Source organism: Candidatus Blochmannia vicinus, assembly GCF_023586525.1.
Taxonomy (GTDB): Bacteria; Pseudomonadota; Gammaproteobacteria; order Enterobacterales; family Enterobacteriaceae; genus Blochmanniella; species Blochmanniella vicinus.
In genome coordinates, this window is record NZ_CP097763.1 from 62137 (window position 1) to 88862 (window position 26726).

The 26726-nt window shown below is 27.6% G+C and carries 23 protein-coding genes; 5 read left to right on the forward strand and 18 right to left on the reverse strand.

The window, feature by feature from the left end:
• Positions 1-282 precede the first annotated feature (282 nt).
• Positions 283-918, forward strand: a complete 636-nt coding sequence (locus M9408_RS00280; RefSeq protein ID WP_250257233.1) for a winged helix-turn-helix domain-containing protein — start codon at positions 283-285, stop codon at positions 916-918.
• Between the two features lie 836 nt (positions 919-1754).
• Here the strand turns inward: M9408_RS00280 and M9408_RS00285 are convergent.
• Positions 1755-2399 (reverse strand): transglycosylase SLT domain-containing protein, encoded by a 645-nt coding sequence (locus tag M9408_RS00285; protein WP_250257234.1) that lies wholly within the window; start codon positions 2397-2399, stop codon positions 1755-1757.
• A 360-nt stretch (positions 2400-2759) separates the two neighbouring features.
• Positions 2760-3176 (reverse strand): manganese-binding transcriptional regulator MntR, encoded by a 417-nt coding sequence (gene mntR, locus M9408_RS00290; protein WP_250257235.1) that lies wholly within the window; start codon positions 3174-3176, stop codon positions 2760-2762.
• Between the two features lie 760 nt (positions 3177-3936).
• Between mntR and mnmA the strand changes: the two genes are divergently transcribed.
• Together mnmA and purB are read left to right on the forward strand one after the other, a co-directional pair.
• Positions 3937-5106, forward strand: coding sequence for a tRNA 2-thiouridine(34) synthase MnmA (gene mnmA, locus M9408_RS00295; protein ID WP_250257236.1), 1170 nt, complete (start codon positions 3937-3939; stop codon positions 5104-5106).
• A gap of 105 nt (positions 5107-5211) precedes the next feature.
• Positions 5212-6594: an adenylosuccinate lyase gene (gene purB, locus M9408_RS00300; RefSeq protein ID WP_250257495.1), complete on the forward strand. Its 1383-nt coding sequence runs from the start codon at positions 5212-5214 to the stop codon at positions 6592-6594.
• 389 nt (positions 6595-6983) lie between these two features.
• Here purB and M9408_RS00305 read toward each other — a convergent pair whose 3' ends face one another.
• The 16 genes from M9408_RS00305 to rluC form a co-directional block, all read right to left on the reverse strand.
• Entirely contained in the window at positions 6984-8222 is a 1239-nt protein-coding gene (locus M9408_RS00305; RefSeq protein ID WP_250257237.1) for an ABC transporter permease, read from the reverse strand.
• A 28-nt stretch (positions 8223-8250) separates the two neighbouring features.
• Entirely contained in the window at positions 8251-8934 is a 684-nt protein-coding gene (gene lolD, locus M9408_RS00310) for a lipoprotein-releasing ABC transporter ATP-binding protein LolD (RefSeq protein ID WP_250257238.1), read from the reverse strand.
• Complete coding sequence (lolC, locus tag M9408_RS00315; RefSeq protein ID WP_250257239.1) at positions 8927-10144, reverse strand: lipoprotein-releasing ABC transporter permease subunit LolC; 1218 nt, start codon at positions 10142-10144, stop codon at positions 8927-8929. Before lolC ends, lolD begins: the two co-directional genes overlap by 8 nt.
• A 215-nt stretch (positions 10145-10359) precedes the next feature.
• A complete protein-coding gene (locus M9408_RS00320) occupies positions 10360-10863 on the reverse strand; it encodes a penicillin-binding protein activator LpoB (protein ID WP_250257240.1) in 504 nt (167 codons plus the stop codon).
• A 243-nt stretch (positions 10864-11106) separates the two neighbouring features.
• Positions 11107-11451 carry an HIT domain-containing protein gene (locus M9408_RS00325; protein WP_250257241.1) on the reverse strand — a complete coding sequence of 115 codons (345 nt, stop codon included), beginning with the start codon at positions 11449-11451 and terminating at the stop codon, positions 11107-11109.
• Positions 11452-11724: 273 nt separating this feature from the next.
• The gene (locus M9408_RS00330) at positions 11725-12507 is read right to left on the reverse strand and encodes a YchF/TatD family DNA exonuclease (RefSeq protein WP_250257496.1); all 783 of its coding nucleotides are present in this window, start codon (positions 12505-12507) and stop codon (positions 11725-11727) included.
• A 4-nt stretch (positions 12508-12511) separates the two neighbouring features.
• Positions 12512-13525, reverse strand: coding sequence for a DNA polymerase III subunit delta' C-terminal domain-containing protein (locus M9408_RS00335; protein WP_250257242.1), 1014 nt, complete (start codon positions 13523-13525; stop codon positions 12512-12514).
• Positions 13525-14169, reverse strand: coding sequence for a dTMP kinase (gene tmk / locus M9408_RS00340; protein ID WP_250257243.1), 645 nt, complete (start codon positions 14167-14169; stop codon positions 13525-13527). The genes M9408_RS00335 and tmk overlap by 1 nt, the downstream gene beginning before the upstream one ends.
• A 391-nt stretch (positions 14170-14560) precedes the next feature.
• Entirely contained in the window at positions 14561-15421 is an 861-nt protein-coding gene (gene pabC, locus M9408_RS00345; protein ID WP_250257244.1) for an aminodeoxychorismate lyase, read from the reverse strand.
• A 434-nt stretch (positions 15422-15855) separates the two neighbouring features.
• A complete protein-coding gene (gene acpP, locus M9408_RS00350) occupies positions 15856-16104 on the reverse strand; it encodes an acyl carrier protein (protein WP_250232341.1) in 249 nt (82 codons plus the stop codon).
• A 140-nt stretch (positions 16105-16244) separates the two neighbouring features.
• Positions 16245-16979 carry a 3-oxoacyl-ACP reductase FabG gene (gene fabG, locus M9408_RS00355; protein WP_250235667.1) on the reverse strand — a complete coding sequence of 245 codons (735 nt, stop codon included), beginning with the start codon at positions 16977-16979 and terminating at the stop codon, positions 16245-16247.
• A gap of 26 nt (positions 16980-17005) precedes the next feature.
• A complete protein-coding gene (gene fabD / locus M9408_RS00360) occupies positions 17006-17947 on the reverse strand; it encodes an ACP S-malonyltransferase (RefSeq protein ID WP_250257245.1) in 942 nt (313 codons plus the stop codon).
• A 20-nt stretch (positions 17948-17967) separates the two neighbouring features.
• Positions 17968-18921: a beta-ketoacyl-ACP synthase III gene (locus M9408_RS00365; RefSeq protein ID WP_250235670.1), complete on the reverse strand. Its 954-nt coding sequence runs from the start codon at positions 18919-18921 to the stop codon at positions 17968-17970.
• Positions 18922-18934: 13 nt separating this feature from the next.
• Entirely contained in the window at positions 18935-19966 is a 1032-nt protein-coding gene (gene plsX, locus M9408_RS00370) for a phosphate acyltransferase PlsX (RefSeq protein WP_250257497.1), read from the reverse strand.
• A gap of 21 nt (positions 19967-19987) precedes the next feature.
• Entirely contained in the window at positions 19988-20158 is a 171-nt protein-coding gene (rpmF, locus tag M9408_RS00375) for a 50S ribosomal protein L32 (RefSeq protein WP_250257246.1), read from the reverse strand.
• 1007 nt (positions 20159-21165) lie between these two features.
• Positions 21166-22176: a 23S rRNA pseudouridine(955/2504/2580) synthase RluC gene (rluC, locus tag M9408_RS00380; RefSeq protein ID WP_250257247.1), complete on the reverse strand. Its 1011-nt coding sequence runs from the start codon at positions 22174-22176 to the stop codon at positions 21166-21168.
• 517 nt (positions 22177-22693) lie between these two features.
• Here rluC and rne point away from each other — a divergent pair.
• A complete protein-coding gene (gene rne, locus M9408_RS00385; RefSeq protein ID WP_250257248.1) occupies positions 22694-25258 on the forward strand; it encodes a ribonuclease E in 2565 nt (854 codons plus the stop codon).
• A gap of 327 nt (positions 25259-25585) precedes the next feature.
• A complete protein-coding gene (gene lpxL, locus M9408_RS00390; protein ID WP_250257249.1) occupies positions 25586-26509 on the forward strand; it encodes an LpxL/LpxP family Kdo(2)-lipid IV(A) lauroyl/palmitoleoyl acyltransferase in 924 nt (307 codons plus the stop codon).
• The last annotated feature ends 217 nt before the right edge of the window (positions 26510-26726 follow it).

A 26726-nucleotide genomic window follows, 5' to 3' on the forward strand; every position in this document is an offset into this window, starting at 1 on the left:
CACATATATATATTATTATAATAATGTAATATACATTTACTAATGTACTAGATTTTTAGAGTATATTATTATATTATTTAAAAATTAAATTATGAAAATGCCAAAAAATATGATCACGTTACTAACATTATGTTAGTAATAGAATTTTAATAATAAAAATACTGTTTTATAATCTTTATATATATTGATTAAAGAATAAAAAAATGCTATTATTTTAGATTATATGTAAACAGCTGGCATAAACGTTGCTTAATCCATATACAGTTCATATGGAGTAACTAAATGAAATATGTCATTCAATCAACTATCATATTCGATACTGCAGAATATATTTTAACATCATTAACTGAACCTAACACATCGGTGAAGTTATCTAATTCTGCAGGACGAGTATTAGAAGAACTTATTAAACAACGAAATATTGATCCCAACACTCCAGTCACTCGGGACCATTTATTTTCAATTGTATGGCGAGTTTATGGGCTCGAGCCATCTAACGGAAACTTAAACCAACAAATTAGTTTAATACGAAAAACTATAACCTCTTTTGGGTTAGATCCTTCATCTATTATAACTATACCTAAACGAGGTTTAAAACTAAACAACCAGTTAACTATAGAAAAAATAAATGAAGAGACCCCGTGTTTATCTTCTACTCTACATAAAACCATAGATAAAAACAACAACTTACCATCTTCCGCTTTACTAAATATAAAAACTCATATAAAATATATGACTACTCTCACAACAATAGTCTCAATCTTATTCAGTATTGGGTTTTTTTATTTATACACCAAAAAAGACCATATAAAATTATATTGTTGCAAAGAAATAAACTCATGCAATGTTTGTACTTTTCATTCAGAACCAGGATTAGATTGTAGCGGCTGTGCTATACAATGTACCGAAGTGACATAATATAATCAGATATAAGATAATTTATAAAAATTTTACTTTTCATTATCATGATCTAAAATTATAAGCAGCTCATCACTATATGAATATATATCTAAACCCCACAACATGTTTTAGTAACTATCTTTAACTTTATAACAATTCTACACTAATATCTAACCAATATTAACCTAAAAATTAGTAAATATATTTATACATATTCTTTTAATAAAACAACTATTTAATAAAATTTCTATTTATACGTATCATAAAAATCAATCAAATTAAATCTAGTCCTCCCTTTTTATTAAAATTTAAAACATCAACATATGATTAATAATCATTCAATTACAACAAAAACATTATTTTTATGAAAGATTTTATTTCAAATATTTAATTGAAATTAACTCATCACAAAAGATATATCATAAAATTACAATCTTTATATTTAATATAGATTGCAATTATATTAATATTAATTTCTTACCATTAACAATAATATAAATCCCTATATGAATATAATTAGACCATAAATAAAATTAACATATATACATACGATATTAAAATATCTATCAAAAAATAAATATACTTGTATATAATCTTATTTATCTAACTTAGACACAATTTATTTACATTCATAACAATTTTTAATTAAATAACATATTTAATCATTGTTACATTTGTAATACTATTTTATTCTGTAATTTTAAACTAATATATTCCTAACGATCAAACATCATTTAAATTTTTTATTACTTAATATAATAAATAATCGCAGAAAAAATATATCAATATATATCTCCAAGTTTATAAAAAATTAATTTAAAAAATAAAATATTAATCTAAAATTAGATCTATAATTAATCCTGATTAACATAAATAGAATTAACTTTAGATAAATAACGCTGTGCCTGCGCAGATGGATGATGGGATTGTATATATTGGTAAAATTGATCTGGACTAAGCTTATTTATTTTTTCAATAGCATAACTACGATCAATAGAAAATGTTTTTAACAATGCACTCAAACCATTTACATAGGCAACAATAACAGCGTAACGTCTAGTTTTTGGATTAATAATACCTTCTAATTGTTTTTGTAATATAGACAAATAAGCAGTGCCAAGATCAATATTGACAACAGCATTTTTTAATTCATAAATACTAGGTTCTCCTGTCCATCCTTTTAAACGATAAGCATCTCTACCTGCAGTATCTGCTTTAAGCTGCATTAGTCCGACAGCATTAGATTTACTAATTACAGTAGGATCATAATTGGATTCTACTTGAATAATAGCCTTCACTAAAGATGCATCTACTCCATAATTAATAGCGCAACGACGAATGCAATCATTATATATTGATGATGTAACTTGTTTAGAAGAATCAACTTCTTTGCATCTTAAATTAGTAGATGATGTACGTATAGCATTATCTTTATTATTTTGTTGTACACAAGTTGTCAGCAAAAAAATAATAACTAAATATATTATATATATCTTCATAATTTTATAATTTTTGTAATCAAAATATATATTATTTATATAATATTATGAAATGAGACAATGTTTTATGTTTTAAAAATTAGTTTTCCTATAACTCTAAAAATATAGATAACAATATCTATATCTATATATAAATTAAACAATGAAATCATTGTCTACAAATAAAATACGTAAAGGTATTAACTTTGGCTATGTACAATGGAAAATATCTCATTTATTAAAGAAATAATACAACCATAAATCATGTATATTAAAGATATAAATACTACATAATTCTCTCAAAAATTTTAAATAATTTTACCCAAACGTATGTTACACGATGAATAACTTAATGAAATACATATATATATTCATATTCAATTATTTATTACATCGCTTAGAAAACTGTCTAAATGCTAATAATGTTTCATTGCTGACATGATGCTCAATACCTTCCGCATCTCTTTGAGCAGTTTTTTTATTAATACCCAAATCCATTAGAAATGTTCTTACAATTTTATGTCGTACATGATTTTCATCAGCTAATCGTCTTCCTTGTTCTGTTAATAATACTCTACGATAGCGTTTATGTTCAATTAATGAACAAGCAATCAATTTCTTTAACATTTTTGCTACTGTTGGTTGTGTTACTCCCAATCGTAAAGCTAAATCTACTTGACGAGCCTCTCCACATTCTTGGATTAAATCTGAAATCAACTCAATATAATCATCAATAAGCTCACGGCGATGTGCTGCTCTAACCTGAATAAATCCTTGTGAATTATCTACTTTTTTCATAAAAATTTTGAATTACTGGGAAATATCTTCATATTATTTTTAGTTATAATAAATATATCATGATACCTTATAAATAATATACCTTATCAACATAAGTAGATTATAACGTTTCTTTAAAAAATAATATTTTTATCATTATGCTATTTTTTATATTAATATATAAATACAACTTACATTATAATACTCTATATTTATGAAATAAAATATAGTAAATAATCTATACGCAATAAATATAAGGATACAACAAACATATTAACAAAATTAACCAACACAGTAACTTGCCTAAATAAAAATAAAATTGTTTATACTGATCTATAATTATTACATATATTTTTAACGACTAATTATGTTTAAAAAGTCATATAATTTTATCGTATTTTATCCATATAACTAATAAAAAAATAATATCATCTAACTTAAGATAAAAAATAAATAAATTAACTGATTACATATACGTAAACGACACTGTTATTGTCTTGATAACGTAAATAAATATTACGATATTCATATTTTATATAAATAAAACATTTTTTCTAAAAAAATATCTTTAAGCATTTAAATTATAAATAGTATAAATTATTTAATATGTTATCACTAATATATATATTTATATCATCATATCTTTCTAAAGATAAGATTTGCTATATAACAAAATTTATAATATTATCCATCTAGGTTTTGCAATAAAATGATTAAAAATAATATATTTGCTTTAATATTAAATCGTGCATACACAAAATAACTTATATTTTATCTAATCATGAATACTATATTACATACCCATTGTAAAAAAAAAGTGATTGTTGGAATGTCTGGGGGGGTTGATTCTTCCGTATCCGCATGGATATTATTACAACAAGGATATAAAGTAGAAGGATTATTTATGAAAAATTGGGAAGATGACGATAGTAATGAACATTGCTCATCAGCATCTGATTTATCGGATACTTATTCTGTCTGTAATCATTTGGGTATATATTTACATACCGTAAATTTTTCTAAAGAATATTGGGAAAATGTATTTCAAGTATTTTTGCAAGAATATAAAATTGGCCGCACCCCTAATCCTGACATACTCTGCAATAAAGAAATTAAATTCAAATGTTTTTTAGAATTTGCACTCAAAGATTTAGACGCAGATTTTATTGCAACTGGACATTATGTACGCCGTATTGACACCAATCAAGGAACGTGCCTAATGCGTGGTTTAGACAAAAATAAGGATCAAAGTTATTTTCTATATACACTTAGTCATACACAACTTAAACAATGTTTGTTTCCTGTAGGAACATTAAAAAAATCACAAGTTAGAAATATCGCTAAAGAATTAAACTTAATTACAGCTAATAAAAAAGACTCTACTGGTATTTGTTTCATTGGTAAACGAAAATTTAGAAATTTTATTAGTCATTACATACCAATGCAACCAGGAATTATAATTAATATAAATGGAGATAAAATTGGAACACATCAAGGAGTATCATTTTATACTTTAGGACAAAGAAAAGGATTAAATATAGGTGGAATCAAAAAAGGAAATGGGAAACCATGGTACGTAATAGACAAAGATATAAAAAATAATACGTTAATCGCAGCGCAAGAACATCATCACCCGCTTCTTATGTCTACTGAATTCATTGCTAAACAAGTACAATGGATAAAAGGAAATATACTTAAGTCACCTTTATATTGTACAGTAAAAATTAGATACAGACACCCAGATGTTCAATGTCGTGTATATCCTATTTTTAACAATGACCTTAAAGTTGTTTTAAAAAATCCAGTATCAGCAATTACACCGGGGCAAGCAGCAGTTTTTTACTCACATGAAAATTGTTTAGGCGGCGGCATCATTGAACAAACTATTCCTTATAGCTACTTAAGCCCTAAAAATTATTACTCTTCAATAAACATAAACAATATCAATTAAAAATATTTATTCAATATCATTGAACATATTAAATACTACCATAATTATAAAACTAAATAATTATTATATTTAATGTTTAATTTCATCATGAAAGGAGAAGAAGTGATAAAATTATCGCCCTTAACTGTAGTATCACCTATCGATGGTCGTTACTATAAACAAACTGATTCCTTACGTAGTATTTTTAGTGAATTCAGTCTGTTAAAATTTCGAGTACAGATTGAAATCTATTGGTTACAAAAACTAGCTCACACAACAGCTATTAAAGAAATATCTCCTTTTACACAACCCGAATATGACTTTTTAAATAAATTAGTGATTAATTTTAATATCAAAGATGCAGAACGTATTAAAGAAATAGAACAAATTATTAAGCATGATATCAAAGCAGTAGAGTATTTCTTAAAAGAAAAAATAAGTATATTACCTAATTTAAAAAAAATAAGTGAATTTATTCATTTTGCTTGTACTTCAGATGATATTAACAATCTTGCATATGGATTAATGCTTACTAATGCCAAAAAAACTATTTTGTTACCTATTTGGCAACAAATTATTAATGAAATTAAAAAAATGAGTATTAATTATAAAGATATTCCTTTATTATCTAGAACTCATGGACAGCCCGCTACCCCTTCTACTATTGGAAAAGAAATGGCTAACATTGCATATCGACTAATACGTCAATATAATCAATTAAAATCAATAAAAATTTTAGGTAAAATGAACGGCGCTGTAGGAAACTACAATGCTCATACAGTAGCATACCCAGAAATAAATTGGCGTAAATTAAGCAAAGAATTTGTTATATCTTTAGGAATCGAATATAATCCATATACAACACAAATAGAACCACATGATTATATTGCTGAATTATCCGACTGTATTACACGATTCAATACAATCTTGATAAATTTTAATAGAGATATATGGGGTTATATTTCACTCAACTATTTTAAACTATACCATAATGAAATTTCAATTGGATCATCCACTATGCCACACAAAGTAAATCCTATAGACTTTGAAAAGTCTGAAGGAAACCTAGGATTAGCAAACGCCATATTTAATCATTTTTCTGAGAAGTTACCAATATCACGTTGGCAACGCGATTTAAGCGATTCAACCGTCCTAAGAAGCTTAGGAATGGCTATAGGATACGCTTTAATCTCCTACCATAGCGTACTAAAAGGCATAAAAACATTAATAGTTAATAAAGAATACATATTAAGTGAATTAAATAGACATTGGATAGTATTAAGCGAAGCTATTCAAACGGTTATGAGACGGCATAATATTCATAAATCTTATGAAGATACAAAAAAATTTATCAGCAGTACAGATATTAATCCTGAAAAAATAAAAATTTTTATTGAATCACTACCATTACCAGCAACAGAAAAAATACGTTTACAAAAATTGACTCCAACCAATTACATAGGTTTAGCAGCAGAAATGGCAAATGAAATTGATGATGTAACATCATGATGTTACATCATCAATTTCATTTGCCATTTCTGCTGCTAAACCTATGTAATTGGTTGGAGTCAAAAATAAAAATAAATATTTTAACTCACACATTAAATTAAGTTACCAAAATGGAATCTACTGCATTGCGCTAACAGTGTTATTTTCATTTTATAAATAATATATTTTATAAAAATTTATTTATATACCATGAGTTTGAAATATTAAACGCTACTCAATATAACATTGATATACCATATCAAAACTGTCAAAATTATAAATATTAGAAACCTACATTCTATTATCTACAATTGATGTTTATATTTTTATTTATTTATAACTCAACTATATTATTAAACAAATTATTCAAAATCTTTTGCTCTAGCAAAAGATCACAAATTTTCAATTTCTCATTTTAACATTTTATATAAATCAAATTTTTCTGTTTTTAATACCGTATACCAACTAGTAACTATCCCGAGTAATAATGTTATACCTAAAACCGATAATACATCCCACCCATTTAATTTAACAGGTAAAAAATTAATAAAATAAATTCCTTGTGACAAAATCTTACTTCCCAAAAAATCGTTACAAATTGTAATTAAACTTGTTAAGTTAAAAGAAACAAAAACACCTAATCCGGTTCCTATAACACCAGAAATAATATAAATAATTAACCCATACCAGAAAAATATACGTCTAATTAAAATATTTTGACCTCCTAATGCACAAATTAGCGCAATATCATAATTTTTATCTTTTATTGATAAAATAAGCGTAGCAATTACGTTAAAACAAGAGATACTCATCATCAATATCATTGATAAATATACAATTACACGAACCATTTGAATATCTCTATAAATATACCCATAGGTATCCATCCAGCTTCTTACATAAACCTGACGATTAATTATTTTTTCAATTTTATGTACTATTTTATTAGCAGAAAAAATATCATTAATTTTAATAGCTATTCCTGTAATATCTGATTTTTTATCATATAAATGTTGTATATCCAATAAAGACATTATAGCAATATTGTAGTCTAATTGACTACTCAAATTTAATATACCAGCCACTTGTAAACGAATTTTTTTAGATGATAACAATTTATTATCTATACGAAAATTATGAGCAATTAAAATAGTGATCCAATCACCTACTTTAATTCCTAGCGCATCCGATATTCCTTTTCCTAAAATAATCTGTTCCGTATTTTCATAAAAATATTTCCAAGAAAAATCTTTCTCTATAAAATAAGATAATATATTTTTATCTACGTTTTTCATTAAATCTATACTTTTAACGTAAACCACGTGCCATTTATTATTAAATTCAACAACTCCAGAAAAATTAATATAAGGAGTTACACAAATAATTTCTGGCATTTGACAAATACACTTCGAAACCTCAGACCAATCGATAAATGACTCACTAACCGACTCAATTTCTACGTGCGGAACAATCGCCAAAATACGATGACTTAATTCATATTTAAACCCATTAATTGCGCTTAATGCAATTATAGATATTGCTATTCCTATAGTAATACTAATAATAGCAATTAAAGATACTAAAGATATCAGAATATTATTATTCGCACCGCGATGAAATTTTAAAGCAATTTGTAAAGATAATATCATTTTAAAACAATTACCTAAACGAATTATCCTATGTTAATATTATTTGACCATCAGATATCGTTAATATTCTATGACATTTCTTAGCCAAATCTAAATCATGAGTTGCAATTAAAAAAGTTGTTCCATAATGAATATTTAATGTTTTTAATAATTGAAAAATATTACTTGAATTTTCTTCGTCTAAATTTCCAGTAGGTTCATCGGCCAGCACTAAAGCTGGATTATTTATTATAGCTCGTGCTATAGCTACTCTCTGACTTTCTCCTCCAGATAATTCGTTTGGAAAAAAATGAATACGATTCTCTAAACCAACTAATTTTAATATACATCGTGCTTTATTTTTCGCTTGACTAAATCCAGTACCTCCAATCAATAATGGCATCGCTACATTTTCTAAAATATCAAAATCTAATAATAAATGATGAAATTGGTAAATAAAACCTAAACGTTTATTACGTATCATAGCGCGCGCATTATCAGATAATTTATGTAATGCATATCCTTCAAAGAATATCTCACCTGCAGTTGGTTTATCTAATCCCCCGAGTAAATGTAACAATGTACTTTTACCAGACCCAGACATCCCCACAACAGCAATAATCTCCTTAGGTTGTATACTTAAAGTAATATGATTCAACACTTTGATTAAAAACCCAGCACGACGATAATATTTCGTCAATTGAGCACAATATAATAATGGAATATCAACCATGACGTAAAATTCTTGCAGGATGAACGGAAGCTGCACGCCATGATGGATACAACGTAGCTAAGAAGACTATAATAAACGTCATAAATACGATACCTAATATTTGATAATATTTTATTTCTACGGGTAATTGTACAGCATCTGGTAATATTTTTAAAAATAATAATATTTGATTTAGTTTACTAGATAGTAATAATCCTAATCCTGTACCAAATATAATACCTAAAATACCATTTCCAAATCCCTGAATCATAAAAAGCAACACAATCTGTCGGCGAGTAAAACCATATGTTTGCAGTACTGCAATTTCTATCTGTTTGTCTAATATTAGTAACGCTAAAAAAGAAATAACATTAAAACCTGCTGCTATTATGATTAAAACTAATAACAAGGACATTATATTTTTTTCTATTTTCATCGCTTGAAATAAAGATCCTTTACACTCTCTCCAATCCCTCCACACCCAATCCTTACATAATTGCAAGCGATTATTATAATAATAATTGTTCAGTAACAATGGTTCATGTAGCCACAATCTCCACCCAGTAACACATTGCGCTGGATAATGCATTAACGCAGAAGCATCAGATCGATGTATTAATACTTGATAAGAATCAACTTCACTAGTCGTAATATAAACATCTAATACTGTAAATAGTCGTTGACTAGGAACATAGCCAATAGGAGTGATCTGCATAACAGAAGGAACAATTAAACGAATTTGATCATTTATACGTACTTCAAGTTTTTTTGCTAAAGCTGACCCAATAATGACATAATATTTTCCTGGAATTAACTGATCCATATATTTATTAATTAAATACAGATATAATGGCTCAAAATGATTCGGATCAATCCCTAACATCACTCCAAATGATGCTTTTCTAGAACTTTGTAATATAACATTAGATGTCACCAACGGTTGAACACATATTATTTTATGTTGTAATTGACGTAATACTAATTTTGGTTTATTCTCAATATGTACATATCCTTTGTCAGTAGTAAGCAATACATGAGGTATAAAATTAAGAAGATTTTGTTTTATTTCACGCTCACAACCATTCATAACTGACAATACAGTTATCATTGCCATCACACCTAACATAATAGCAATACTAGAAATCCAATAAATATTTCGGCCAAACTGATCTATCGATTTCCCCAAAACATAACGTAAAGCAATAAACAATACGATTGGTTGATACGTCAAAATCTGCTGTATTACCTCATAAGTATATCAAATAATATATTTTTTTAAATTCTCATATATCTGCAACATTTAATCATTAAATATACATGCCAACTATACAACATATATAGTCATTTTAAATGTAATAATTGAATCTTTTTATAAGATCATATCTTTAACCCTTTTATAATGCCTTAAGTAATTACTAACAATTACTATTAAAACCTATTTATATCTTATGCAGAACCACTAACAACTCTCAAAATCTCACCAGTCTTAACCGATATTAATTGTAATTCTAAATTTGGTTTTTCTGAATTTCCATAAGCAATACCATATAGGATATAATTTGCTTGCAAATAATTTGCAATTTTCATAGAAAAATTATAAGAATTTCTATTATCTTCCGGAAACACACCCAATTCTCTGTATACAGAATGTAATCTTTCTATATCAATAACATTATATTTTCCAGTATTCTCTACAATACATTTGATTAATATGTTTGTAACATTATTAGTCTGAAAAATACCGTTGGTATTATTCTTGATTATATTTACTAACAATACACTACCGCGTTCGATATTATCAAAAAAAAATGCATTCTGCAGCATATTTAATATAATTGGTTCCCAATGAATTAAGTTAATTTGAGATGGTACTGATAATGCAGGCTTCGTATTTAGCGTAAACGTGTTATCATAATTACATAACCCAATACAATAATGTACAGAAATCATACCGATCACTAAACATATTATCTTGTTTTTATAAATGAAATATATGTTATTATCATTTTGCATAATAATTTTTATCTAAAAATAAAAATTTTTTACCAAATTCGCTATCATATTGTCCTTTACACATCAATAAACATATATTTTAATTTTTACACAAAACAAAAAATTAACTCTTATTAAAAGAGATACTAATTGAAAAATCCACTTATAATTAAACTATAATATATGCTCTTATTACTTTTTTTATAACAAAGGACCTAGAGGTTTTCCTCCTAATAAATGCATATGAAGATGATAAATTTCTTGACCAGCATGATGGTTACAATTAACTATTAAACGATAACCTGAAGAATGTATATTCTTTTTCTTAGCAATTTTTGCTGCTACTACAAATAATCTACCTAATATTATTTCATCATTAGTTGTGACATGATTAACAGTAGGAATCAATATATTAGGTACAATTAATACATGAACAGGCGCTTTAGGGTTTAAATCATAAAATGCAGTCACTAATTCGTCTTGATATAAGATATCAACTTTAATTTTCTTTTTAATAATATTTATAAAAATATTATCTTTTTTCACAACTTATCCTATTACTTAAAAGTATATAAATATTACAATAATTCTTTGACCACATCAGCTAGCATCTACCCCTAACATAAAAAATACAAATACTATATTTGTCTTCAGGTTATTAAATATTATATTACATTTACAATATATATAATAAATTAATGATTATATTAATCAAATTATATTCAATATAGTATAACTACTATATTCTAATGTTAATAACAATACGACACTATTAATCTATCCGTAATATCCATTTAATATATTCATTTTATTCTTATTTCACAAATGAAATAAAGTACGAAAATTAACTGTAGTAATAAACGCTAATTCATCCATATCAATATTTTTTATAAGCGCTATATGATTAGCAATTTCATATATATAAGCCGGCTGATTCTCTTTCCCTCTATAAGGAATGGGAGCAAGATAAGGAGAATCAGTTTCTAACAATATACGATCAGAAGGCACATATTTAATTACTTCTTGCATCATATAAGATTTTCTAAATGTTATCATACCAGAAAAAGATATATAAAAATTAAGATTTAATAACAATCTTGCAGTATCTACATTTTCATTAAAACAATGTAACACACCACCACAATCTTCTGCTGATTCTGAACGTAAAATAGCAACAGTATCCTTACAAGAATCACGACTGTGTACGATAACTGGCTTCTGTGCTGCTCTAGCAACACGAATATGTTCCCGAAATGCTTCTTTTTGTTTTTTTTTGTTATCTAATTTTAATTTATGATAATAATCCAATCCAGTTTCACCTATTGCTACTACATTTCTTCTAGAAGATAAAATATACAATCTTTCTCTATCAAAATTATTAGAATAATGTACATATGTAGGATGTACTCCGCAAGAAAATACAACATCATTTCTGTATCCAATTAACTCAACCATGCTATTATAATCTGACATAGAGACACTAACTGATAAAACTAGCTTTACTCCTCTTTTTTTCGCTTTGTTCAATACATCTGAAACATTTTTATGAATATTTTGATAATTTAATTGATTCAAATGACAATGAGAATCTACCAAAAACATAATGTCATATACTCCATGCATGGAAACAAGATTCAATAACGTCTTGTTTCCAATTTAATAAACGATAGGTCAATAATAATTCACGATCAATATTAGTAAATTTCTGAAAACAACACAACAATAATAACCATTGTTGTAATTGAAGGCTTAAAGATGAAATACTCCAATAATCTGCAATAATAGTAATTAATTCTATTTGATCTAAATTTATTATAAATCTCTTATTTATTCCTTGCTTCCATTTTAATGCATCTACAAGTACAGTAATAAACCAATACAAATATGTATTTTTCCGACAAGTATTTAAAAATGGTACGAGTTTTAAAAAATCTTTATTTATAATAGTATCATGTATAGATTTACATAATTCTAATCGTTGTTTCCACATCCCTAATTTAAACATAGTTTCTGCTTCTATAGGCGCTCCGTTACACAAACGTAGTGCACATTGTGCCGATAAAATATCATTCACTCCTTCCCGTTGCCGTATTAGCCACTGTAATCCAAGCGATTCCTTTGGAGGTATAATTGACCATTTCATACATCGACTCAAAAATGTTAATGGTATTTTTATATAATCTCGAGTTTTAAAAAAAAAATAAGTATTTATTGGAGGTTCGTCAAGTGTTTTAAGTAATGCATTAATAGATTGATCAGTTAAATATTCTACATATTTTATATGTATAATTTTTACTTTACTTTGACAAGCGTGATGATATATGGAATGAATACAGGCACGCATGATATCAACGCCTATAGTCTGAGTATTATTTTCTGGATTTATCGGATAATAATCAGGATGATGTCCTGCATTCATTAACTTGCAATTATGGCAAATATCACAGTGTCGAGTTTCTAGAGGATGAGAGCAACTTAACCATCGCACAATAGCATAAATTAAAGTATCTTCCCCGTTATCCCATTTAGCATTTAAAAGTAATGCGTGATGTCCTCTATTTTTTCGATAAGAATTCAATATTTTACTATAAATAATATCCAACCAGGGATACCATCTCATTATAGCTTCCTCCTGGAACGTATTAACCACCAATCTAAATATCTATAAATAATAGCAGAAACTTTTTCTAAACTTTGGGAAGCATCAATCATGATAACATTCTTTTTTTCAGAGGCCAATTTTTTATAACAAGAACGCACACGAGCAAAAAAAATTAAAGATTCTTGTTCAAAACAATCTAACATTATTCTGTTCTTTATTCGAGATATACTTAATTCTGGAGAAATATCAAGATAAAATATTAAATCTGGATATAAGATACTTGTAACTTTATTAGATAAAGCATGTAATAATAGCATATCAACTCCTCTACCTCCTCCTTGATATGCCTGAGAAGACAAATCATACCTATCTCCAATTACCCAATAACCTTTAGATAAAGCTGGTTTAATAACATTTTTTATTAGTTGAAATCGTGCGGTATAAATCATCAATAATTCTGATATACTATCAATAGGATCGTTTATAGGTCCACCATATTTAATTAATACACGTAATAAATCTGCAACTGGTGTGCCCCCTGGTTCACGAGTAGTTACAACGTTTACAATGCCACATTTATTTAAATATTTAGTTATACGATAAACAACGGTAGTTTTTCCGGCTCCATCCAATCCTTCAATTGTAATAAATTTATTACTCACATCCATACCTTATACAAAAATTATTAATGCCAAAATTTAATTATTCATTAAAGTTATAAAAATTTACGTGTTTATTGCAATAAATATTAAAAACACATAACCTTTATATTTCCCATAACTATAAGTATTTTCTATATCCATAGAAATTAAAAAATAAAAAATTTAATTCTTATAAGTAGAAAATTAATAATAACAATAATAAATATTTATATAGTATATGAGCTAATATCGTTTCTAATGTCATTAAAAATATATCTCTTAACAACAATTCTGATAAAAAGGTTCAATTAAATCATTATTTTTTTTTGATCAGCTTATTAAAGACAACTCTATTTTTGATAAAAATCATGAAACATTTTATACATACAATTTTTTAGAAAAATAATAAATACTATTGAATTTTATTATTTGTAATATGAGAATACAACAAACGAAATAATGTCTTATCTGAATAAAAGCAATCATCAATTGAGTTAACTGATGCTAATGGCAATAAAGCATTTGTAATAAACACTTCATTTGCGTTTTTTACATGCTCAGGACCAACTGTCACTGTCCGTATACAATATCCTAATTCTGGTAATAATCTAAATACTATCTGACGCATAATTCCATTAACACCAGCATAATGTATAGAAGGAGTAAACACTTGATATTTATATCTCCAAAAAATATTAGAACTGCAACATTCTACAACATTTCCATCAGTATCTAAAACTAATGCTTCATCAATTTCCTCGTTTTTACTGATCCACATCGAAATCATAACTTGTTCTAATCTATTAAGATGCTTGATTCCAGCTAAAAAAGTATTCCGTGCTAACCGCACAACACTTGTTTTCATACAAATCCCAACATTAATCCATCGTATGTAATATTTCGGTAATCGACCGATATAAATTATACGCAATGGTTCAATATCGTTTTTGCATTTATATCCATGTAGCTTATGATTGTCACTTCTGCTAATTATTACTTTGATGATACTATATGTGCTACTAAAAGAAGCTGCTTGTAACATTTCTTTATATAAAAAATTATAATTGAAATTATTAAACATCAACCTCTTCGCCGACAAAATTAATCGATTCATATGCAAATCTAAAAACTCTATTTCACCATGTCGTAATCTAGCTGTCGTAAAAAATCCATCTCCAAAATGCAAAGCACGATTATTTAATGATACTGTTTTTTTTAAAATTCCATTCACCCAATACATTATTATTTTCAATTTACCAGCGATAAATAACATTTCGATGTGTCTTGTAATACAATAGATACCGAAACTGTTGTCCCTTAACCCTATCAACAATAATACAATATTATTTTTTTATATATACCGCACAATTAATTTATAATATTTAATAAACATAATTATTTATTCTTGATGTAACATGTACAACTACGAAATTAACATCTTATTGCCTTCTATTTTTAAATATACAGGTTTCATTATAATCTAATTATTTTTTAACTCTTACAATATATCGTGATATTGTAATTTAAAAATTTACATTAATATTAACATATTACTAATGGTACCAACTTTTTTAAGTCATTACTTTTTAATTCTCATATGTTATTAGCATAATTTATTATATTGAAATAACCTTACTTACAAAAACAATTTATCAATTTACTAAAAATACCTATGCACTAGTATAAGCAACATACTATACCTTATAATTAATCATTTTTATTTTTATGACTATTACTAATAAAATCTATTGCTGCTTGAACAGTTGTAATCTTTTCAGCTTCTTCATCTGGAATTTCAGTATCAAATTCTTCCTCTAATGCCATAACCAACTCAACAGTATCAAGAGAATCAGCTCCAAGATCATCAACAAATGAAGCATGATTCACAACTTCTTCTTTTTTAACCCCCAATTGTTCAGCAATAATTGTTTTTACTTTTTCTTCTATAGTATTCATATTCTCATTTTCCTATTAAAATGTGCCTATACGATAGTTTTCAAAAAATATAAAAAACAAAATAATACCACTCCCTAGCAATTTTAAAAAATTAAACTTTCTTTTATTAAAGCTTTAATAGATATATCACATAACACTAATTATCCCATATACATCCCTCCATTAACATGCATTGTTTGTCCAGTAATATATTCTGCATAATCAGAAGCAAAAAACATTACAGAATAGGCCACATCTTTGGGCTCTCCAAAACGATTAACTGGTATCTTTGATAAAATATCATTTTTCTGTTTGTCAGTGAATTTTTTTACCATATCCGTACAAATAAATCCCGGTGTTATTAAATTAACTGTAATACCTCTAGAAGCAACTTCACGCGCTAAAGACTTTGTAAATCCAATTAATCCAGATTTAGCAGCTGAATAGTTTACTTGACCAGCGTTCCCCATAATACCGACTACGGAACCAATGTTGATAATTCTACCATAATGTTTTTTTATCATCGATTTTATTACCAATTTAGACATACGATATACAGCAGTCAAATTTACATCAATGACAGATTTCCATTCATTATCTTTCATATGTAACAAAATATTATCTTGAACGATACCAGCATTATTTACTAAAATATCAACATTTCCAAATTCTTGACGAATCTTTTTTGCAAAAAGATCAATAGAATATTTGTCAGTAACATCTAATTCCATCCCTTTTCCTTGACTCCCTAAGTACATATCAATATCTTTAACACCCAACTCACTAGTCGCAGTTCCTATTACAGTAGCTCCATATTTTGCAAACATTTCAATAATAGCGCGACCAATACCACGACGAGCACCGGTTACTAAGACAATTTTTTCATTAAAAGTCATCTTACATGTACTCCTATACAAATATATCAATTCCAATCAATTTTCATTGCTTCTGACAAAGAAACAGGGTCATTTACTGATAAACTAAACACGTTACTAACAATACTACGTATTAGTCCAGTTAATATTTTCCCCGGTCCCATTTCTAAAAATTTTTCAATTCTCTGATGAATACAATATTGCACGACCTCACGCCAACGCACTGGGGTGTATAATTGTCGCATTAATGCACTACGAATAGCTCTTGGTTCCTGCTCAATACATACATCAGTACTATTTAACACTGGTATACTGGGAGTGTTAATTTTTATTTTTTCTAATTCTTTTATAAACCTTGTAGCCACTGGTTTCATTAATGCGCAATGTGCTGGAACACTAATCGGAAGTGTAAATACATGTTTTGCTCCTGCATTTTTACAAAATAAATTAACACGGTCTACTGCTGCTTTATTCCCGGAAATAACTACATGTCCAGGTGCATTAAAACCAGCGAGGGAAACAATTTGATCTTGTTGTGCTGCTTTGCAAAATTCAAAAACAACATCATCATTTAGACCAATAATTACAGACATAGCTCCACATCCATTCGGGACGACTTCTTGCATCAACATACCACGTACCATTACCAATCTAACCCCAGAACGTAAATCCATACTTCCCGCGCATACTAAAGCAGAATACTCCCCTAAACTATGACCTGCCATTATTTGTGGCATACAACCTCCTTGCTGTTTCCATATTCTCCACACGGCTACTGAAGCCGTTAAAATAGCTGGTTGTGCTCGATAAGTTTTATTTAGTTCTGTAAAAGGGCCATATTGTACTAATTTCCATATATCATAACCTAAAATCTCTGATGCTTCAGAAAAAGTCTCTTCTACTAACGAATAATGTGCTGCCAGAGTTTTTAACATTCCTACCCTTTGACTCGCTTGTCCTGGAAATACTATAGCTAATAATGTATTCATAATAATATTTCTCTCTTGTATTAAAATCGTAATAACGCTGAACCCCAAGTAAACCCCGCTCCAAACGCTTCTAATAACACTAATTGGCCTGGTTTAATACGACCATCACGAACAGCCTCATCCAAAGCTAAAGGAACAGAAGCTGCAGACGTATTTCCGTGTCTATCAAGCGTAACTACTACTTTTTTCATATCCATATCCAATCGTTTAGCAGTAGCAGAAATAATTCGTAAATTAGCCTGATGAGGAACTAACCAATCTAATTCATCTTGATGTAAATTATTAATATTAAGAGTTTCATCAATAACACGTGCTAAAACAGAAACAGCTATTTTAAATACTTTATTTCCAGACATTGTTAAATAATTAGATATAGTCGGGTTATTTCTATTATAATTAGGGAGAGTTAATAAATCCCCATGATATCCATCTGCGTGTAAATGAATAGAAATAATACCTGGTGTTTTTGAGCGACCAAGTATTACTGCGCCTGCCCCATCGCCAAACAAAATTAACGTCCCACGATCTCTAGGATCTAAAGTGTGACTTAAAGTATCTGACCCTATAACCAAAGCATAATCCACACTTCCACTTTTAATATATTGATCTGCTACGCCTAACGCATAAACAAATCCAGAGCAAGCTGCTGACAAATCAAAAGCAATAGTATCCCGCACATGCAAATCCCGTTGAATTTGACATGCTGAACTAGGAAATGCATGACTGGAAGAAGTGGTCGCGACAATAATAATACCTACTTTATCTGCATGTATACAAGCCATATCTAAGGCCCTTTTAGCAGCAAAATAACCCATTTTAGCCACAGTTTCGTCAGAACTAGAAATACGACGTTCTTGAATGCCAGTACGAGCGACAATCCATTCATGCGATGTATCTACCATTTTTTCTAAAACAACGTTAGATCTAATATGCTGAGGTAAATAACTCCCTGTTCCAAGGATTCTAGTAAACATGTATATTTGATTATTATTTTTTAGATAAGACTGTACTTAATCGAGCAGAGATCCTTTCTGGAATTTTTCGTTCTACAGCGTGAATTGCCTGTACAATAGCAGCGGTAAATGCACGTTGATTAGCCGCGCCATGGCTTTTTATTACCGTATTACGTAAACCTATCAAATAAGCGCCATTATACCAATCAGGATGAAATTGACTGAATTTATTAAACAAACATTTACCTATCCAAAAATTAATACTTTGCATAAACCAATTCAATTTATTTTCTTTTTCTGATGATTTCAATGTTGACAAAATAACTCTTATAACTCCTTCCATAGTCTTTAAGGTAATGTTACCAACAAAACCATCACAAACTAAAACATCTGTTTTTCCTATTAATAAATCATTTGCTTCGATGTAACCAACATAATGAATTGATGAAATGGTGTGTAATATCTCTGAAGCATGGCGAATATTATCTAATCCTTTAGTTTCTTCTGATCCAATATTCAATAACGCTACTCTTGGATTACTTACGCCTAAAATTTGTTCTGATAATACCGAACCCATAATTGCAAATTGTACTAACATTGCGCCATCACATGAAATATTAGCACCTAAATCTAAAATAACGGTCTTTCCTTGTTTTTGGTGTGGCAGTAGTGTCGTTAAAGCAGGACGTTCGATACCGTTTATAGACTTCAGCACTAATTTGGATAAACCCATAAGCGCCCCTGTGTTACCTGCGCTAACGCAAGCTTGAGCACGACCTGACTTAATAAGCTCTAAAGCTACACGCATTGAAGTATCCTTACTGACTCTAATTGCTTGAGCAGGCCTAATATCCCCACCTATTACCAATTTTGCTGGAATAACAGTTAATCTATCAATACACGCAGATCTTGACGCTGACAAAATAGGTGAGATTACATCAGGATTTCCAACAAGCAATAATTCAAGTTTCGGATGTAAAGACAATGCTTGTAGGGAAGCAGGCACTGTCACAACTGGACCGAAATCACCACCCATTGCGTCTAATGCAAGAACTACATTTTTCAGCTGTATATCATTATTCAAAAATCACTTCTCAATCATTTTTTTTCCGCGATAAAATCCATTCAAAGTAATACAATGGCGTCGATGTACTTCTCCAGATACTTGATCTACTGATATAGCAACTGGACGTAATACATGATGAGAACGACGCATTCCTCTTGTAGAACGAGTAGATTTATTTTGCTGTACAGCCATATTATACTCTCCTTTTATTTTATTTTAATATTATTTATTGTCTAGGTGATTAGTATAAATATTAATTAAATCAACCAAATAATTGAAATACACGATTATTTAACAAAATATAATTTAATTTTTTAAATTGATAACATTTTTATGATTTTTATTTTATAGAATATTATTTTTCTATCAAATAAAGTATATTTGATAGTTGAGTAAATCCACAAATATTAACTTATCTATATCAGTTGTTATACAATTATAAAAAATTCTAGCGCTTTTTATTTATTTAAACTAAATAAAAGTGCATATAATTATTAAATTCAATTCACACATACACATTTATTAAGATAAATATAAATCGTAATTTATTATTACATCATTAATATTATTATAATAATATGTTATTTCTGTCTTAGTTTTACAAATTTATTGAGCTTTTTATAATAAGCACCATACCTCTAGGCTGAATCAATACACGTCTCAGTACTATTACCTATTAACACATCATCTTAATAAGAACATTGAATAATATATCTAATACAACTCATCTGTCTAGATAAACTTCATCCTATACTATAGGGTTACATACCTATATTCTAAATATATAAATTTTTATTTATAGTCATTATAATTAAATTATCAAACATATAGATTATTCATAATCCATTAAAATAATCAGTTAACTTTTATTTTTCAAATAAAATCATCTAAACATTGTCCAAATAATATACACTCATAAAACATTTGGTTATATCATCAGTATAATACCTACTATTTAGTAATATTAATATTTGTCCTTTCATAAAAATGCATAATTAATTAAATGTCTTCGTTAATTATATTTTCTTACAGTATAAAAATAACACTTAAATTATTTAAGAAATAATATATATCATACTTCTAGTATGAGATTAATTACGTCAAAACATAAAACAACAAAAAATAACGATATTTTATTTTAATTTTACGATGTATATAACTTATTTCATTAAATTAATAACAAATAATTTCTTTAATTATTAATTATTATTTATATTTTTTACTATACTTTCTAATGAACGATTATAATTAGTCATAATTAAGTTTCTCAAAAAAAATAAGCAATTGTAAAATAATTGGTCTAATGGCGCATATATGGAAACATCTTTCTTTGTATTTGGATGCGTAAAACGCAACATATAAGCGTGCAAAAATAATCGATTAAATCCAAATTGTTTAAATTGAATATTAGATTTATAATCGCCATACACACTATCTCCTACAATAGGATGATCCGCGTATTTAGTATGTTTCCTAATTTGATGTGTACGTCCAGTAATAGGTTTAATTACCAAAAAAGTTGCTATTCTTTCAAATTGTTCTTTAATTTTAAAATGAGTCGTAGAACATTTCCCCTTTTCCGCATCTCTGTAACCAATCTTATTGTTAAATAAAACAGTTTTTTTGAATAACGGCTCAGATATGAGCTCTACATTTATATCCCACTTTCCATGTACCAAAGCTAAATATTCTTTCTTCATACTTTTTATACGTAACTGTTCATGTAAAAACACCAAAGCAATACGTTTTTTAGCTATCAATAATACACCAGAAGTTTCTCGATCTAAACGATGAACTAATTCTAAAAATTGATCTTTAGGGCGTAATGCTCGTAATCCCTCAATGATGCCAAACTTAAGACCACTTCCTCCATGCACAGCAATGCCAGTGGGCTTGTTAAGTGCTAATAAATAATCATCTTCATAAATTATAATATTCTGTAAAAATGCAATTTCTTTCATATATTTTATATCAAATTCATTTAAATGCATCCTTCTTACTGGAGGGATTCGCAATACATCTCCTATTTGCAACTTATATTGAAATTTGATTCTTTTTTTATTAATACGTATTGCACCAGTTCGTATAATTCTATAAATCATAGATTTAGGCACTACTTTAAAATAAGTATTCAAAAAATTATCAATTCTTTGACCAGAAAAATTTGAAGAAATTACAACAAAATGCGCATGAATGTCACGTTCTTTCATAAGAAACCATGGTAATTACATAATTGTTTGAATATAATAACAAAATAGAAACAATAATAATTGTAGCAAACTAAAATAAACTAACTAAATAATAAATACGAAAAATTAGTATAGTTAAATATTTAAAAATTATCAGTTTTTAAATATTTAACTATACTTTTACATATACAATATTTATATAAATTATTAATTTTTAATTTGCTACCCAGCATAGCCATTGATTCGTATAATTATAATGAAGTTATTTATAAATAACATATTGTAAAAAATTACACAATAATAAATATCATCATAAATAATGTTATGTAAATGTAATAATCTATCAATAACTAATATTATAGTTTGCATAAATATATAGTTATTAATAATACCAAAGATCTTACAAACAAAAATAATTATATATGTAGTTATTACTGCAAACCTATTGAATATCAAATGTACAATAATACTGAAAACTATTAGATATTTAAATCAAAATATCTACATTTCAATATATCAACATTGAGTAAAAATTATAATGAAAAGAATGTTAATTAACGCTACTCAACAAGAAGAGTTACGAATAGCATTAGTAGATGGGCAACGATTATACGACCTGGATATTGAAACAGTAGGTCATGAACAAAAGAAAGCAAATATTTATAAAGGTAAAATTATTCGAATAGAACCTAGTTTAGAAGCAGTATTTGTGGATTATGGAGCTGAACGACACGGATTTCTTCCGATAAGAGAAATTACTCGTGAGTATTTTATTTCTTCATCATCTTCCTGCAACAAATTTAATATTAAAGAAATTTTATATGAAGGACAAGAATTGCTTGTACAAGTAGATAAAGAAGAAAGAGGGAATAAAGGCGCTGCACTAACTACTTTTATCAGTTTAGCAGGAAGTTACTTGGTACTCATGCCAAATAGTCCTAAGTCTGGAGGAATTTCAAGACGTATTGAAGGTAGTGATCGTATAGAATTAAAAGAAACTCTATCTACTTTAAATTTACCTGAAGGCATGAGTTTGATTGTTCGTACTGCTGGATTAGGAAAATCTATTGAAGCATTAGAATGGGATTTAACTTCTCTCTTACAGCACTGGGAAACTATTAAAAATACTGCAGTTAATCAACTAGCTCCCTTTTTAATTCATCAAGACAGTAACGTTATCGTACGTGCATTTCGCGATTATTTACGTCCAGATATAGGAGAAATTTTAATTGATAATCCTAAAATTTTAAATTTAGCTAAAGAACACCTCATTTCTTTAGGTCGTTCAGATTTTGCCAAAAAAATAAAATCATATAACGGAGACATTCCTTTGTTTAGTCACTATCAAATAGAGTCTCAAATAGAATCAGCGTTTCAGCGTGAAGTACGACTGTTGTCTGGAGGCTCCATTGTTATTGATACCACTGAAGCTTTAACAGCAATTGATATTAATTCCTCACGTTCTACTAAGGGAGTAGATATTGAAGATACAGCTTTTAATACTAATTTAGAAGCAACTGATGAAATAGCGCGTCAGTTACGTCTTCGTGATGTAGCTGGCTTAATTGTTATAGATTTCATAGATATGGCCTCGATTCAACATCAACGTGAAATTGAAAACAACTTAAAAATAGCAGTACATCAAGATCGTGCTCGCATTCAGATAGGGCGTATTTCTAAATTTGGTTTGTTAGAATTATCTAGACAACGACTAAGCACATCATTAGGGGAATCAAGTCATTATATTTGCCCACGCTGTAGTGGCACAGGCAGTATTCGTGATAATGAATCTTTATCCTTGTCCATTTTACGTTTAATTGAAGAAGAAGCGCTAAAAAATAATACCTATGAAGTACACGCTATCGTTCCAGTAGTCATCGCCTCATATTTGCTGAATGAAAAACGAAAAGCTATTAGCGATATAGAACAACGACAAAAAGGAGTACGCGCTATTATAGTTCCTTATGAACATATGAAAACTCCAAATTATGAGGTACGACGCATACGAAAAGGGGAAATAAACAATAAACCAAGTTATTTGTTAGCAACCAACCAAAATCACGCAGCAATTCAATCATCAGAAGAAACTGCTCCTTTAATTTACACTTATAATTCAGAACAACTAAAACTAAAAACAGATATCATTTCAAATTTAACATCTGCCTACAATAAAATTTTTAAGTATAAAAATTATACGTTGCAATCTAAATCAAAAAAAGAAATGTCATGGTTTAACAATATAAAAAATTTTTTAAATAAAATAATTTATTTATATATTAGCAATTATAATAATATAAAACAAAAATTATTAGAAATAATAAAAAAATATATCAACGGAATATATGTCAAAATTGCATACAAAAACAGACTATTCCAAAATTTAAAATATAATTATAAATTACATCAAAATTCTTATTTTAAACATATTAATAACGATAAAAAAAATTATAACCACAATATACAAAATAAAATTAACTTAAGTAATAATAAAAAAATTAAAAATTGTCTCAACGAGAATAATGATAATATTATATCTCTATCAAAATTTATTACAAATACTAACAAGACTAAATTTAGTTCTGATTATCCTAATCAAAAATTATCTATTAAAAATATAATAAAAAAAATATCCGAACAAAAATATAAAAAAAAGCATAAACAAAATATCGAACAAAAAAATTTAAAAAAAATAAATTATTTAGAACCCAAAATATGGTTGAAAATACATCAACTTAAATGTCGCTTAAATATAAAAACAAACGAAAAATCAACGCCTATAAATATAAATCATTACAAAAAATATAATACATCATATTCTAATATTTTTGAAAAAAAAATCACGACTACTGAGTTAAATACTGATTTTATTGAAAACTCTAAAAACATTAATCATACTATTATACGTTATCCATATGTCGATCATAATGCTATCGCACATACTAATAAAATATGTCGCCAAAAAGAACAACACTCTAGCTATCCGCGATTTATGCGTCGATTACGCCGTTCTTCTCGTCATTTTCGTATAAATCTAAAACAACGCTTACAACAACAACGTCAAAATAAAAATGATCCTAAAAAATACAACAATGCTATTAAATAACGACAAAATAACTTCTAAAAAATTAATTTATATGTAATTATCTTTCATGTGTCTAAATAATATCTAAATATCAAAAGATTAATTTTTAATTTTTTATAAAATAAACTTATATGATATACATATAATCAGACAATATTACCACAACTTAACAAAAACAATTAATTAACACAAACATCTATTTTTATGTACAAATACATTTATATAGTTAATATTTATAGTTTTATTCACTAAAAATTATATAGATTTCTATTAGATAATGTAGTCATCGCAATTTATTTATAATAAATACTATACATTTACGCATTCATTTTAAAAAGTTACTTGCACATGAAGAAACTTCCGGTTTTTAATTATTCTTTTTTACACCCACGATTTTGGTTTGTTTGGTTAGGCATAGGAACATTATATATTTTAGTACTACTTCCATACCCTATAATACACTATCTCGGTACTAGAATTGGTCGCATTACAAAATATTTTATGCTAAATCGCATGCATATAATTCGCCGAAATTTAGAGCTCTGTTTTCCTAATTTATCAAATCAAGAGCAAAGAGATTTATTTAATAAAAATTGTGAATCAATAGGTATGGGCATATTTGAAACTGGCATGGCTTGGTTTTGGTCAGAACATAGAATTAAACGTTGGTTTAAAATTAGTGGATTAAACAATATAATACAAACACAAAAAAAAAATAAAGGCGTATTACTAATTGGAATGCATTTTTTTACCTTAGAATTAGGCGCTCGAATTTTGGGTATAATAAATCCAGGCATTGGTGTTTATCGTCCTAATAATAATCCATTATTAGATTGGTTACAAACTAAAGGAAGATTAAGATCTAATAAGATGATGTTAGACCGTACTGATATTAAAGGCATGATTAAAGCTTTAAAAAATGGTGAAATTGTTTGGTACGCCCCAGACCATGATTATGGACATAAAAACAGTGTATTTGTGCCTCTATTCGCAGTATCAAACGCTGCAAGTACAATCGGTACTTACATACTCACAAAAATAGCTAAACCTGCAATTGTTCCTTTTGTAGCACGTAGGTTACCTAATGCTATTGGATATGAATTATTAATTTTGCCAAACAAACAAAATGAAATACCTATAGAAACAAATATTGATATGATCAAACATATCAACAAAGTCATCGAACAAGTAATTTTATTAGCTCCTGATCAATACATGTGGTTACATCGTAGATTTAAAACCCGCCCACCTGGAGAACCTTCCTTGTATTAATTCACAAGATACAAAAATTATATAAAATCATACAAAATTATTTAAATATTAACAATAATAATTCAAAACTACATATATCATTCAAACTCATTTGAATAATTCATTATACTATCTAATTTTAGAATAGATAGTATAAAACTTATAGACATGAATAAGTATATAATACTCACAATATGTAACACTCTCTTAAAGAGTGTTTTAATTGAATTAAAAATAA

What these genes read in the sequence shown, in the direction of transcription:
- M9408_RS00280 (WP_250257233.1), top strand. Translation starts at nt 283, where the DNA reads ATGAAATATGTCATTCAATCAACTATCATATTCGATACTGCAGAATAT.
- M9408_RS00285 (WP_250257234.1), bottom strand. Translation starts at nt 2,399, where the DNA reads ATGAAGATATATATAATATATTTAGTTATTATTTTTTTGCTGACAACT.
- mntR (WP_250257235.1), bottom strand. Translation starts at nt 3,176, where the DNA reads ATGAAAAAAGTAGATAATTCACAAGGATTTATTCAGGTTAGAGCAGCA.
- mnmA (WP_250257236.1), top strand. Translation starts at nt 3,937, where the DNA reads ATGAATACTATATTACATACCCATTGTAAAAAAAAAGTGATTGTTGGA.
- M9408_RS00305 (WP_250257237.1), bottom strand. Translation starts at nt 8,222, where the DNA reads ATGATATTATCTTTACAAATTGCTTTAAAATTTCATCGCGGTGCGAAT.
- lolD (WP_250257238.1), bottom strand. Translation starts at nt 8,934, where the DNA reads ATGGTTGATATTCCATTATTATATTGTGCTCAATTGACGAAATATTAT.
- M9408_RS00320 (WP_250257240.1), bottom strand. Translation starts at nt 10,863, where the DNA reads ATGATTTCTGTACATTATTGTATTGGGTTATGTAATTATGATAACACG.
- M9408_RS00330 (WP_250257496.1), bottom strand. Translation starts at nt 12,507, where the DNA reads ATGTTTTTGGTAGATTCTCATTGTCATTTGAATCAATTAAATTATCAA.
- M9408_RS00335 (WP_250257242.1), bottom strand. Translation starts at nt 13,525, where the DNA reads ATGAGATGGTATCCCTGGTTGGATATTATTTATAGTAAAATATTGAAT.
- pabC (WP_250257244.1), bottom strand. Translation starts at nt 15,421, where the DNA reads ATGTTATTTATCGCTGGTAAATTGAAAATAATAATGTATTGGGTGAAT.
- acpP (WP_250232341.1), bottom strand. Translation starts at nt 16,104, where the DNA reads ATGAATACTATAGAAGAAAAAGTAAAAACAATTATTGCTGAACAATTG.
- fabG (WP_250235667.1), bottom strand. Translation starts at nt 16,979, where the DNA reads ATGACTTTTAATGAAAAAATTGTCTTAGTAACCGGTGCTCGTCGTGGT.
- fabD (WP_250257245.1), bottom strand. Translation starts at nt 17,947, where the DNA reads ATGAATACATTATTAGCTATAGTATTTCCAGGACAAGCGAGTCAAAGG.
- M9408_RS00365 (WP_250235670.1), bottom strand. Translation starts at nt 18,921, where the DNA reads ATGTTTACTAGAATCCTTGGAACAGGGAGTTATTTACCTCAGCATATT.
- rpmF (WP_250257246.1), bottom strand. Translation starts at nt 20,158, where the DNA reads ATGGCTGTACAGCAAAATAAATCTACTCGTTCTACAAGAGGAATGCGT.
- rluC (WP_250257247.1), bottom strand. Translation starts at nt 22,176, where the DNA reads ATGAAAGAACGTGACATTCATGCGCATTTTGTTGTAATTTCTTCAAAT.
- rne (WP_250257248.1), top strand. Translation starts at nt 22,694, where the DNA reads ATGAAAAGAATGTTAATTAACGCTACTCAACAAGAAGAGTTACGAATA.
- lpxL (WP_250257249.1), top strand. Translation starts at nt 25,586, where the DNA reads ATGAAGAAACTTCCGGTTTTTAATTATTCTTTTTTACACCCACGATTT.